General features: G+C 64.8%; 10 protein-coding genes. All 10 read left to right on the top strand.

Going from position 1 to position 12,178, the window contains the following annotated elements; genetic code table 11:
* Positions 1–33 precede the first annotated feature (33 nt).
* The 10 genes from J5J83_RS11170 to ftsA are packed head-to-tail and all read left to right on the top strand — an operon-like array spanning position 34 to position 12,063.
* Positions 34–1,494 carry a UDP-N-acetylmuramoyl-L-alanyl-D-glutamate--2,6-diaminopimelate ligase gene (locus J5J83_RS11170; RefSeq protein WP_212353018.1) on the top strand — a complete coding sequence of 487 codons (1,461 nt, stop codon included), beginning with the start codon at positions 34–36 and terminating at the stop codon, positions 1,492–1,494.
* The gene (gene murF, locus J5J83_RS11165; protein ID WP_212349109.1) at positions 1,491–2,903 is read left to right on the top strand and encodes a UDP-N-acetylmuramoyl-tripeptide--D-alanyl-D-alanine ligase; all 1,413 of its coding nucleotides are present in this window, start codon (positions 1,491–1,493) and stop codon (positions 2,901–2,903) included. The genes J5J83_RS11170 and murF overlap by 4 nt, the downstream gene beginning before the upstream one ends.
* Before the next feature lie 3 nt (positions 2,904–2,906).
* Positions 2,907–3,995 (top strand): phospho-N-acetylmuramoyl-pentapeptide-transferase, encoded by a 1,089-nt coding sequence (mraY, locus tag J5J83_RS11160; RefSeq protein WP_212349107.1) that lies wholly within the window; start codon positions 2,907–2,909, stop codon positions 3,993–3,995.
* Positions 3,992–5,392, top strand: a complete 1,401-nt coding sequence (gene murD, locus J5J83_RS11155; RefSeq protein ID WP_212349105.1) for a UDP-N-acetylmuramoyl-L-alanine--D-glutamate ligase — start codon at positions 3,992–3,994, stop codon at positions 5,390–5,392. The genes mraY and murD overlap by 4 nt, the downstream gene beginning before the upstream one ends.
* Positions 5,389–6,621 carry a putative lipid II flippase FtsW gene (gene ftsW / locus J5J83_RS11150; RefSeq protein ID WP_212349103.1) on the top strand — a complete coding sequence of 411 codons (1,233 nt, stop codon included), beginning with the start codon at positions 5,389–5,391 and terminating at the stop codon, positions 6,619–6,621. The genes murD and ftsW overlap by 4 nt, the downstream gene beginning before the upstream one ends.
* Positions 6,618–7,688 (top strand): undecaprenyldiphospho-muramoylpentapeptide beta-N-acetylglucosaminyltransferase, encoded by a 1,071-nt coding sequence (gene murG / locus J5J83_RS11145; protein ID WP_212349101.1) that lies wholly within the window; start codon positions 6,618–6,620, stop codon positions 7,686–7,688. The genes ftsW and murG overlap by 4 nt, the downstream gene beginning before the upstream one ends.
* Positions 7,685–9,085, top strand: coding sequence for a UDP-N-acetylmuramate--L-alanine ligase (murC, locus tag J5J83_RS11140; protein ID WP_212349099.1), 1,401 nt, complete (start codon positions 7,685–7,687; stop codon positions 9,083–9,085). Before murG ends, murC begins: the two co-directional genes overlap by 4 nt.
* Positions 9,082–9,996, top strand: a complete 915-nt coding sequence (locus tag J5J83_RS11135; protein ID WP_212349097.1) for a D-alanine--D-alanine ligase — start codon at positions 9,082–9,084, stop codon at positions 9,994–9,996. The genes murC and J5J83_RS11135 overlap by 4 nt, the downstream gene beginning before the upstream one ends.
* Positions 9,989–10,837 (top strand): cell division protein FtsQ/DivIB, encoded by an 849-nt coding sequence (locus J5J83_RS11130; RefSeq protein ID WP_249115690.1) that lies wholly within the window; start codon positions 9,989–9,991, stop codon positions 10,835–10,837. Before J5J83_RS11135 ends, J5J83_RS11130 begins: the two co-directional genes overlap by 8 nt.
* Positions 10,834–12,063 (top strand): cell division protein FtsA, encoded by a 1,230-nt coding sequence (ftsA, locus tag J5J83_RS11125; RefSeq protein WP_212349095.1) that lies wholly within the window; start codon positions 10,834–10,836, stop codon positions 12,061–12,063. Before J5J83_RS11130 ends, ftsA begins: the two co-directional genes overlap by 4 nt.
* Positions 12,064–12,178: the final 115 nt, after the last annotated feature.

The following is a 12,178-nucleotide window of genomic DNA, read 5'->3' as shown; positions in this document are numbered from 1 at the left end:
GAACAGGCCGCAGCCATCCTCGAACGACTTCGGATGCTTGGCGTCGAACCGACGGGCATAACGGCCGACTCGCGACGCGTCAGCGCGGGCGACATCTTCGCTGCCTGGCCAGGGTACGCAAGTGACGGGCGCAGGTATATCGATGCCGCCCTTGCCAGTGGGGCGGCTGCAGTGCTTTACGAAGGCCGCGATGGGTTCCGCAGCGCGGAAGGGCCGCGCCCGATGATTGCAGTCGACGATCTGCGCGACGTTGCCGGGCATCTCGCGCATGAAATCCATGGCCGGCCATCGGAGAAACTCTGGCTTGCGGGGGTGACCGGTACCAACGGCAAGACGACCGTGAGTCAATGGCTGGCGCGGGCGCTCGACGAGCTTGGCTGCAGGTGCGGAATTGTCGGCACCCTTGGCAGCGGTTTTGCCGATCAGCTGTCCGCGAGCGTCAATACCACTCCCGACGCGCTCGATCTCCACCGCATGCTGGCGGATTTCGTGGCCGCAGGCGCCGGGGCCGCAGCGATGGAGGTGTCGTCGATCGGGCTGGATCAGGGCAGGGTCAACGGTGCCCGCTTCGATGTCGCGATCTTCACCAATCTATCACGCGATCACCTCGACTATCACGGTTCGATGGACGCCTACGGTGCGGCCAAGCGCCGCCTGTTCGACCTTCCCGGTGTGAACGAGATCGTCATCAACCTGGATGATGCATTCGGGCTGACCCAGGCGCGTCTGCTGCATGCGGCAGGACGGCGGATTCTTGGCTACACGCGAATCGCGTCGAATGCGGATGCGGTGCCGGGCGCGCGCGTACTGATTGCCGACGGTCTAGAGACGTTCTCCGCCGGACTGCGCTTCGTCGCGATCTGGGGGGATCAGCGTGCCGATCTGCAGGTAAGGATGGTGGCACCTTTCAATGTATCGAATCTGCTTGCCGTCATTGCATCCTTGATCGCGCGTGGCGTCGATGCGCACGATGCCTTTCACGTGGCGGCCCGGCTGACGCCGCCAGAGGGGCGCATGCAACTGGTCGGTGGCGTGGGCGAGCCACTGGTCGTGATCGACTATGCGCATACGCCCGATGCGCTCGCAAAGGTGCTTGAGGCACTGCGTGGCACCGTGCGCAGTCGCGGCGGGCGCCTTGTTTGCGTGTTCGGCTGCGGAGGCGATCGCGATCCCGGCAAGCGGCCGATGATGGGCGAGGTCGCGCGCGAACTGGCCGATCGCGTCGTGGTGACCAGCGACAATCCACGCTCAGAGGATCCTCAGCGCATTATCGATGCCGTCATGGACGGCGCTGGGCCCGGGGCCGAGTCCATCGTCGACCGTGCCGAGGCGATTCGGATCGCGATCGCCGAGTCGGGCGCAAACGACGTAGTGCTGCTCGCAGGAAAGGGGCATGAACCCTATCAGGAGATTCATGGCAGACGCATGGCGTTCTCGGACATCGAGCATGCTCGTGCCGCACTGCGCGAATGGGGCGGGAGGATGTCGACATGATGACGCTGCTCGATGCTGTTCGTGCGCTGAGTGCGCGGGCCGCGCGTGCAATCGGTGACGCACGTTTCGAGTCGGTGGGTACCGACACCCGGGCGTTGCAGCCGGGGCAACTGTTCGTCGCCCTGCGAGGCGAGAAATACGATGGTCATGATTTCATCGATCTGGCGGCAGAGGGCGGCGCGGTCGCTGCGATGGTCGACGAGCGCTGGGCCGAAATGCACCCGGGCGCGCGTCTGCCGCTGGTGGTGGTCGATGATACCCGGCTGGCGCTCGGCAGCCTCGCGGCAGCATGGCGGGCGGGGTTCGACCTGCCCCTGATCGGCGTCACCGGCAGCAATGGCAAGACGACGGTCAAGGAAATGTGCGCAGCGATCATGCGTGCGCATGTGGGGCTCAAGGGCGCGGGGGGGGATGCCGTGCTGGCAACCCGCGGCAATCTCAACAACGATATCGGACTGCCGCTCACACTGCTCGAATTGCGCGATCACCATGCTGCCGCGGTGATCGAGATGGGTATGAATCGACCGGGCGAAATCGCCTACCTGACGCGGATCGCATGTCCGACAGTGGCCCTGGTCAACAATGCCCAGCGCGCGCATCTGCTGGGCATGGGGACCCTGACCGAAGTCGCACGCGAAAAAGGCAGCATTTACCAGGGGCTGCAAACCGACGGGGTTGCGGTAATCAATGCCGACGATGCGCATGCCGCGTTCTGGCGCGAGCTCAATGCCGGGCGCCGGATTGTGACATTCGGTATCGATCAGGCAGCGGACGTGCATGGACGTTGTACCCTGCACGGCCTCGGGTCGCAGCTCGATCTCGATACTCCGCAGGGGCGGATCGAGGTCCGGTTGCAGGTACCAGGCCTTCACAATGCCCGCAACGCGCTGGGCGCGGCGGCGGCCTGCCTGGCGGCAGGGGCGACACTGGATGCGGTGGCACAGGGCTTGAGCGATTTCGTCGGAACCAAGGGGAGGCTGCAGCGACGCGCAGGCCCGAGGAATGCCGTGATCCTCGACGACAGCTACAACGCCAATCCGGATTCCGTGCGCGCCGGGATCGACGTGCTCGCCCTGACGCCGGGACGCACCTTCCTGGTATTGGGCGACATGGGCGAAATCGGCGAGACCAGCGCTCAGGTCCACGACGAGATCGGCGGTTACGCCAAGAGCAAGGGCATCGACGGGCTGTATGCGCTGGGCGAAATGAGTGCGATTGCCGCACGCAACTTCGGCGAGGGCGGCGCGCACTTCCTGACCGTCGAGGCACTGGTCGGCGCGCTGGCAGGCCTGCTCGATGCCGATTCGGTGGTGCTGGTGAAGGGATCGCGCTTCATGCGCATGGAACGTGTGGCGGATGCGCTCGCTGCACTGCACAATACCGCCCCTCGCATGGATACAGGTTCCTAACATATGCTTCATGAACTCGCGCTCTGGCTCAGTCAGGACATCCGCGGCTTCAACGTCTTTGGCTATATCACGCTGCGGACGGTTCTGGCTGCGCTGACTGCACTGGTGCTGTCGCTGACCGCCGGTCCCGGTGTCATCCGCTGGCTGACGGCGAAGAAGATCGGCCAGGCCGTGCGTGACGACGGCCCCAAGTCCCACCTGACCAAGACCGGGACCCCGACCATGGGCGGTGCACTCATCCTGCTGTCGATCGCGGTGACCGTGTTCCTGTGGGGGGATCTCAGCAACGGATATATCTGGGTAACCCTGTTCGTGACGCTGGGTTTCGGCGCAGTGGGCTGGGTCGATGACTGGCGCAAGGTGGTTCATCGTGACCCCAAGGGGCTCGCCAGTCGCTGGAAATACCTGTGGACATCGCTGATCGCACTGGCCGCGGCGATCTTCCTCGGCGTAACGGCGACGACGCCCGCCGAAACCGAGCTGATCGTGCCCTTCTTCAAGGCCGTCACCTATCCGCTGGGCATCTTCGGCTTCATCGCGATGACCTATTTCGTCATCAACGGCACCAGTCACGCGGTTAACCTGACCGACGGGCTCGATGGCCTCGCGATCATGCCGACCGTGATGGTCGCCGGCGCGCTGGCGATCTTTGCCTATGTCGCCGGGCATGCCGGCTTTTCAAAGTACCTCGGTGTGCCCTATGTCGCCGGTGCAGGCGAGTTGGCGGTGTTCTGCGGGGCGATCTGCGGGGCCGGGCTCGGCTTTCTGTGGTTCAACGCCTATCCGGCCGAGGTCTTCATGGGCGACGTCGGCGCGCTCGCGCTGGGCGCCGCGCTGGGGACGGTCGCCGTGATCGTGCGCCAGGAGATCGTGCTTTTCATCATGGGTGGGTTGTTCGTTGCCGAAACCCTGTCGGTCATGGTGCAGGTGCTGTATTTCAAGGCCAGCGGCGGCAAGCGCATCTTCCGCATGGCGCCGCTGCATCACCACTACGAACTGGGGGGCTGGAAGGAAACGCAGGTGGTGGTCCGCTTCTGGATCATCACCATCATGCTGGTGCTGTTTGGTCTGTCGACGCTGAAACTGAGATGAGCACGTTCGCGGGAAAACACGTTCTGGTTGTCGGGCTGGGTGAATCCGGCCTTGCCATGGCGCGCTGGTGCGGGCGCCAGGGCGCACGCCTGCGCGTGGCCGACAGCCGTGAGGCGCCGCCCGGGCTTGCCGCCCTGCAGCAGGACGTGCCGTTGGCGGAGATCATTTCCGGTGCGTTCGGCAGCGAGGTGCTCGACAGCATCGACCTCGTCGCGGTCAGTCCGGGGCTTGATCCGCGCACGGGCGTGATTGCCGAGGCCTACCGGCGCGGCCTCGCGGTGACCGGCGAAATGAGCCTGTTTGCCGCCGCGCTCAACGATCTGGGCGTGCGTAACCGGACCCGTATCATTGCCATCACCGGCACCAACGGCAAGACCACGACGACCGCGTTGACCGCGTCGCTGGCGGCAGCGACCGGTGTCGATGCGGTTGCCGCAGGCAACATCAGTCCCAGCGCGCTCGACGTGCTGATGGAGCGCCTGGACGGTGGAGAGGATTTGCCCGCATGCTGGGTGCTCGAACTGTCGAGTTTCCAGCTCGAGACGATGAATGGGCTCGACCCCGATGCGGCCGCAGTGCTCAACGTCACTGACGATCACCTCGATCGTTATGCGGATCTTGCCGACTATGCGGCGACCAAGGCAAAGGTCTTCCAGGGGGGCGGTGCGCAGGTGCTCAATCGCGAGGACGCCGTGGTCTGCTCCATGGCGCTGCCGGGACGGCGGGTGGTGGGGTTCTCGACCACCACGCCGGCGCAGGAGGGTGACTATGGCCTGACCGGGCAGGGCGAGGAGTGCTGGCTGGCGTGCGGTGCGGAGCGCCTGATGCCACTGTCGGCGCTGCCGATCGCGGGGCGTCATAATGCCGCCAACGTGCTTGCTGCGCTGGCGTTGTGCCAGACCGGGCTCGGACTGGCGCCGCAATCGCTGCTCGGCGCGGTTCGCGCCTTCCGCGGGTTGCCGCACCGCGTAGAACTGATCGGCGAGCGCGGTGACGGTGTCCGCTTTTACGATGACTCCAAGGGTACCAATGTCGGCGCGACAGTCGCAGCGCTTGACGGTCTCGATGGTACGGTGGTGCTGATTGCCGGCGGCGACGGGAAAGGGCAGGACTTTTCGCCGCTTGCCGCTGCGCTTGGGCGACGCGCCCGCGCGGTGGTGCTGATCGGACGCGATGCGGCGCGCATCGAGGCCGCCGTACGTTCGAGTGGCGTCGTCATCGAGCACGCTGCGAGCCTCGAGGATGCGGTGGTGCGCGCGGCGGCGCTGGCGCAGGGCGGTGATGCCGTATTGCTGTCGCCGGCGTGCGCCAGTCTCGACATGTTCCGCAACTATGCGCACCGTGCCGCCGTATTCATCGATGCCGCTCGTGGCCTCGCGGGGGTGCGCCCGATATGAAGATTGCCGCGGCCTTGTCCTCCATTTTCGCGTCCCGCGAACCTGCGACCTGCTCGGCGGGCGCACGCACCGTTGCGCGCATGATGCAACCGTCGCAGCCGGCACGCGAGCTCGATCTGCTGTTGATCTGGTCTGCAGTGGGTCTGCTGTTGATCGGCCTCGTGATGGTGTATTCGTCGTCGATCGCGATTGCCGAGGGCAGTCGTTTTACCGGCCATCAGTCGCATTATTTCCTCATGCGTCATGCTGTCTTCCTGGCGGTCGGCATTGCCACCGGGCTGGTTGCGTTCCAGATGCCGATGACTCAATGGCAGCGCCTGGCGCCCGCGCTGTTCGTGAGCGGCGTGGTACTGCTGATCGTGGTGCTGATCCCCGGACTCGGGCGCGAGGTCAATGGGGCCCAGCGCTGGTTGTCGCTGGGGCCGGTCAATCTGCAGCCTTCCGAACTGATGAAGGTCTTTGCTGCCATCTACGCAGCCGATTACACGGTGCGCAAGCTCGATGCCATGGGCAGCTTCAAGCGCGGCTTCCTGCCGATGATGATGGTGATTCTGTTCGTCGGATTCCTGTTGCTGCGCGAACCCGATTTCGGCGCCTTCGTCGTGATTACCGCCATCGCCTTCGGCGTGCTGTTCCTCGGCGGGGTGAACATCCGCGTCTTTGCGCTGCTCGGAGTGGTTGCCCTGGTCGGATTCATGGTGCTGATCTGGACGTCGCCGTATCGCCGCGAGCGCATCTTCGGTTTCATGGACCCGTGGCAGGATGCTTTCGGCAAGGGCTATCAACTGTCGCATGCCCTGATCGCCTTCGGGCGTGGCGAGTGGTTTGGCGTCGGGCTCGGCGCCAGCGTGGAGAAACTCTTCTACCTGCCCGAGGCACACACCGACTTCCTCCTCTCGGTCATTGCCGAAGAGCTCGGGTTTGTCGGCGTGGTGGTGGTGATCGGGCTGTTTGCGGTCCTCATCCAACGTGCCTTCGTCATTGGCCGCGAGGCGATCAAGCTGGAGCGTTATTTCTCCGGTCTGGTAGCACAGGGGATCGGCCTGTGGATGGGGGTGCAGTCCTTCATCAACATGGGCGTGAACATGGGCCTGCTGCCGACCAAGGGCTTGACCCTGCCGATGATGAGTTTTGGCGGTTCGGGGATCGTGGCCAATTGCGTGGCGCTGGCGATCCTGCTGCGAATCGACTGGGAAGTGCGCCAGATGAAGCGCGGAGCCGGCTCATGAAGACGCTGCTGATGATGGCCGGTGGTACCGGCGGGCATATCTTCCCAGGCGTGGCGGTCGCCGAGGCCTTGAAGGCAAAGGGGTGGCGCATCGTGTGGATGGGAAACCCCGATGGCATGGAGGCCCGCATCGTGCCGGGCTACGGCTATGAAACGGCGTGGGTCCGTTTTGGCGCCCTGCGTGGCAAAGGGCTGATGCGCAAGCTGATGCTGCCGCTCAATCTGTTGTCGGGATTCTGGCAGGCTCTGCGCGAGTTGCGCCGCATCCGCCCCGACGTCGTCGTCGGAATGGGCGGCTACATCACCTTTCCTGGCGGCATGATGGCGGTGCTGCTTGGGCGCGCGCTGGTGCTGCATGAACAGAATTCGGTGGCGGGGTTGGCCAATCGCGTATTGGCGCTCGTGGCTGACAAGGTCCTGACCGGTTTTCCGCATGTGCTGAAGAAGGCGGGCTGGGTCGGGAATCCGGTGCGCAGCGAGATCAGTGCGGTCGAGGCGCCTGCGCTGCGTTTCGGTGGGCGCGAAGGACCGCTGCGCATCCTCGTGGTCGGCGGAAGCCTGGGGGCGGCCGTGCTCAACGAAACCGTGCCGCAGGCGCTGGCGCGCTTGCCGGTCGATGGCCGGCCGCAGGTCGTGCACCAGGCTGGCGAGAAGCAGATCGAAGCGCTGCGTGCGGCCTATGCAGCCGCCAGTGTGACGGGAGACCTGCGCCCCTTCATCGAGAACATGGCCGATGCCTACGCCCGCGCCGATCTGGTGATCTGCCGCGCCGGCGCCCTGACCGTTGCTGAACTTGCGGCCGTCGGGGCGGCGAGCCTGCTGGTGCCGCTGCCGCACGCGGTGGACGATCACCAGACCGGCAATGCGCGTTTTCTCGCCGACCATGGGGCCGCCTACCTGCTGTCCCAGTCCGAACTCAATGCCGAAAGACTGGCCGGCATTCTCGCCAGTCTCGATCGAAAGCGCCTGTTGCAGATGGCCGAACACGCGCGTGCGCTGGCCAAGCCGCGCGCGACCGAAGCGGTGGTTCGTGCGTGCGAGGAACTGGCAGGCGGAGAGCGTCAATGAAGCACAAGGTCAAGAACATCCATTTCGTCGGTATCGGCGGCGCGGGCATGAGCGGCATTGCCGAGGTACTCGTGAACCTGGGTTATGGCGTCAGCGGCTCGGATCTGGGCGAGAGCGCCGCGACCCGCCGTCTGCGGGCGCTGGGCGTGCGCGTGCAGCTTGGGCACGATGCGGCCCACGTCGATCGGGCCGATGCGCTCGTGGTCTCGACCGCCGTTCGCAATGACAACCCGGAGGTCATCGCTGCCCGCGCACGGCATATTCCGGTGGTGCCGCGCGCGCAGATGCTGGCTGAATTGATGCGGCTCAAGAGTGGCATCGCGATTGCCGGCACCCACGGCAAGACCACGACCACCTCGCTGGTGGCGAGCATTCTTGCCGAAGGGGCGATGGACCCCACCTTCGTGATCGGCGGTCGGCTCAATGCGGCTGGCGCCAATGCGCGTCTGGGCAAGGGTGATTTCCTGGTAGCGGAGGCGGACGAGTCCGACGCGTCCTTCCTGATGCTCAGCCCGGTGATCTCGGTGGTGACCAACATCGATGCCGATCACATGGACACCTACGGGCACGATTTCGCCCGGCTCAAGCAGGCCTTCGTGGATTTTCTGCAGCGCCTGCCTTTCTACGGTGTCGCCGTATTGTGCGAAGACGATCCCCATGTGCGCTCGATCATGCCGCTGGTGTCGAAACAGGTCGTGCGTTACGGCTTCTCGGAGACGGCCAATATCCGTGCTGAGAATGTTCGCGCCGAGGACGGCCGCATGCTGTTCGATGTGGTGCGCGTCAATGGCACGGTTTCGAGACTTTCCATCGAACTGAACCTGCCCGGCATGCACAACGTGCTTAATGCGCTGGCCGCGATCGCAGTGGCGACCGAGGTCCAGGTGCCCGATGCCGCGATCGTCAAGGCGCTGTCGGAGTTTCGCGGTGTCGGCCGCCGCTTCCAGCGCTATGGTGAAGTCGCGCTCCCCGCCGGGGGCGCTTTCACCCTGATCGACGACTATGGCCATCACCCGGTCGAGATGGCCGCCACCATCGCCGCCGCGCGCGGCGCCTTCCCCGGACGCCGCCTGGTGCTTGCCTTCCAGCCGCACCGATATACGCGGACGCGGGACTGTTTCGAGGACTTCGTCAAGGTGCTGTCCACCGTCGATGCCTTGTTGCTGAGCGAAGTGTATGCGGCGGGCGAAGCGCCTGTGGTGGCGGCGGACGGGCGCAGCCTGGCGCGCGCGCTGCGGGTGGCAGGCAAGGTGGAACCGGTGTTTGTCGATGATGTGGCCGACATGCCGCAGGCGATGCTCGATCTCGCCCAGGACGGCGATGTCGTGATTACCATGGGGGCGGGCAGCATCGGCGCCGTACCCGGAAAACTGGTCAGCAGTGAGGACGCGTCGTGAAGCAGACTTTCGGAAAAGTCGCAGTCCTGTTCGGCGGTGCATCGGCCGAGCGCGAGGTGTCGCTGATGTCGGGTACGGCAGTACTTGCCGCACTGCGGGGTGCGGGTATCGATGCGCATGCTTTCGACCCGGCGGAGCGCGATCTTCACATCCTGAAGGAAGAGGGCTTCGACCGCGTGTTCATTGCGCTGCACGGGCGCGGTGGCGAGGACGGCACGGTGCAGGGCGCGCTCGAGCTGATGGGAATTCCCTATACCGGCAGCGGGGTGATGGCGTCAGCCATCTCGATGGACAAGTGGCGGACGAAGATGGTGTGGCAGGCCTGCGGTCTGCCGACGCCGCGTTACGAGATTCTCGATGTGCAGACCGACTGGTCCGCCGTGGTCGAGGTGCTCGGTTTGCCGATCTTCGTCAAGCCCGTACACGAGGGTTCGAGCGTCGGCGCGACCAAGGTCACTGCGCTCGAACAGCTCCAGCCCGCCTGGGAGCTCGCAGCACGCTATGACAACCTCGTCATCGCCGAGGAGTTCGTGAGCGGGCAGGAACTTACCGCTCCGTTTCTCGAGGACCGGGTTCTGCCGCTGATCCGCATCGTCGCACCCGATGGCAATTACGACTATCAGAACAAGTATTTTACCGACGTCACCCGTTACGACTGCCCGTGCGGCCTGCCCGATGCCGAGGAGCAGGCCATCCAGGCGCTGGTGATGAAGAGTGCGCGGGTATTGGGCTGTCGCGGCTGGGGTCGTGCCGACCTGATTCTCACCGATGATGGGCGGCCCTATCTGCTCGAAATGAATACCTCGCCAGGCATGACCAGCCACTCGCTGGTCCCGATGTCGGCGCGTGTGGCCGGCCTCTCCTTCGAGGCCTTGTGCGTGGAACTGCTCAAGGGGGCCCGCCTTGGCTGAAGCCCGCGTCCGCTCCGCCGCCGCTGCACCCGCCCGCGCGGCCGGGCGGCAGTCGCGCGCGCAGGAAGGGCGGGGGCTGTGGAACAGACCGGCATTACTCGATCTGCTGTCCGACCTGTTGATGCTGTTTGCGGCGATCGGCCTGGGCTGGGCGCTGGTGACGTGGTTTCTGTCGCGGCCGCTGTTTCCGCTACGCGAACTCATCGTGCTGACGCCCCCGGGCCAGGTCACGGAGGCCCAGCTGCAGTACGTGGCGCGCACGGCCATCCGTGGCAACTTCTTCACCATCGATCTCGACAGCGCGCGCAGCGCGTTCGAGAAGTTGCCCTGGGTGCGTCGTGCGGAAGTCCGCCGCCGCTGGCCCGATGGTGTCGAGCTGCGCCTCGAGGAACACCAGGCCGTGGCCTACTGGACGGTTGCCGAGAGCGGTGACACGCGTCTGGTCAATCGACAGGGCGAAGTGTTTACCGCCTCGAGCGATGCCCGCATGCCTTCGCTTGCCGGGCCCCAGGGGTCCGCCGGCCTTCTGCTGGCGAATTACGAGCGTTATTCGAAGATGTTGAGGCCGATGGGTGCCAACCTGGTCAGTCTGGTTCTGTCCGCGCGCGAAGCGTGGCAGCTCAAGCTCGACAATGGCGTGCTCATCGTGCTTGGCAGGGAACAGGAAAGGGCGCCCCTCGACGCCAGGCTGGCACGCTTCGTTGCCGCCTGGCCATCGGTGCAGGCGTCCATCGGATTACAGGTCGCCGTGGCGGATCTCCGCTATCCCGGCGGTTTTGCATTGACTCCCATTGATGCCGTGCCGGTCGACCGGAACCAGGCAACGAAAGGCAAGAAATGAGCAAGGAATTTAAAGAATTGATCGTCGGTCTGGATATCGGCACTTCCAAGATCACCTGCATGGTGGCCGAGGTGAGGCCGGACGGACTGCTGAATGTGGTGGGGCTCGGGACGCAGCCGACCAACGGCCTGAAGCGCGGCGTGGTGGTCAATATCGAAGCCACCGTCGATGCCATCTCCCGGGTGATCCAGGAGGTCGAGCTGATGGCCGAGTGCAAGATCCACGACCTCTACACCGGCATTGCGGGCAGCCACATCAAGAGTTTCAACTCCAACGGCATGGTGGCGATCAAGGACAAGGAAGTTACGCCGATGGATGTCGAGCGCGTGATCGAGGTCGCTCGGGCAATGCCGATCCCGGCCGAGCAGCAGATCCTGCACATCCTGACCCAGGAGTTCATCATCGATGGTCAGGGCGGGGTGCGCGAGCCGATCGGCATGAGCGGCGTCAAGCTCGAGGTCAAGGTGCACATCGTGACCGGCGCCGTGTCGGCGGCGCAGAACGTGGTCAAGTGCGTGCGCCGCTGTGGGCTAGAGGTGATGGATCTGATCCTGCAGCCGCTGGCCTCGAGCTATGCGGTGCTCACCGAGGATGAGAAGGAGCTCGGTGTGTGCATGGTCGATATCGGGGGCGGCACGACCGACATCGCCGTGTTTACCCAGGGCGCGATTCGGCACACCGCGGTGATTCCGGTCGCCGGCGATCAGATTACCAATGACATTGCCATGGCTCTGCGCACGCCCACCGCCGAGGCAGAGGAAATCAAGATTCGCCACGGTGTGGCCATGCACACTCTGGCCGACCCCGAGGACATGATCGAGGTGCCCGGTGTGGGCGATCGGCCGCCGCGCCCCTTGTCGCGACAACGCCTGGCTGACGTGATCGAGCCGCGCGTGTCTGAGCTATTCGAACTGGTGCAGGCCGAGCTGCGTCGCAGCGGTTACGAGGAGCTGTTGTCCTCGGGCATCGTGCTGACCGGTGGATCGGCGGTCATGGAGGGCATGGTCGAGCTGGGTGAGGACGTATTCCACATGCCGGTTCGGGTGGGGGCGCCCCAGTACGGCGGCGGTCTGGCCGACGTCGTGTGCCAGCCGCGCTATGCGGCTGCGATGGGGCTGGTGATCGAAGGCGCCGCCCAACGCAGGAGAGGTTTGCAGGCGCGCGATACGCGCGGCGTGAAGCAGTTTTTCGGACGCATGAAATCGTGGTTTGAACGCAATTTCTGACCGATTGCATGGGCAATCAGTCATTTTGAATGAGTGTCCGTTGCTGGACCCAGATTTAGTATTAAAATTCTCGGTTAATACTAGATGCAGGTCTGACGGACGTTCTTGGTGCAGC

This window comes from Azoarcus sp. L1K30 (assembly GCF_018122735.1).
Classification (GTDB): domain Bacteria; phylum Pseudomonadota; class Gammaproteobacteria; order Burkholderiales; family Rhodocyclaceae; genus Parazoarcus.
This window is presented reverse-complemented; position numbering and strand designations above follow the sequence as displayed.

Excerpts from the sequence above, each read along its gene's own strand:
- ftsA (WP_212349095.1), top strand. The coding sequence starts at position 10,834 with ATGAGCAAGGAATTTAAAGAATTGATCGTCGGTCTGGATATCGGCACT.
- J5J83_RS11170 (WP_212353018.1), top strand. The coding sequence starts at position 34 with ATGCTTGGCGTCGAACCGACGGGCATAACGGCCGACTCGCGACGCGTC.
- murC (WP_212349099.1), top strand. The coding sequence starts at position 7,685 with ATGAAGCACAAGGTCAAGAACATCCATTTCGTCGGTATCGGCGGCGCG.
- murD (WP_212349105.1), top strand. The coding sequence starts at position 3,992 with ATGAGCACGTTCGCGGGAAAACACGTTCTGGTTGTCGGGCTGGGTGAA.
- murF (WP_212349109.1), top strand. The coding sequence starts at position 1,491 with ATGATGACGCTGCTCGATGCTGTTCGTGCGCTGAGTGCGCGGGCCGCG.
- ftsW (WP_212349103.1), top strand. The coding sequence starts at position 5,389 with ATGAAGATTGCCGCGGCCTTGTCCTCCATTTTCGCGTCCCGCGAACCT.
- murG (WP_212349101.1), top strand. The coding sequence starts at position 6,618 with ATGAAGACGCTGCTGATGATGGCCGGTGGTACCGGCGGGCATATCTTC.
- mraY (WP_212349107.1), top strand. The coding sequence starts at position 2,907 with ATGCTTCATGAACTCGCGCTCTGGCTCAGTCAGGACATCCGCGGCTTC.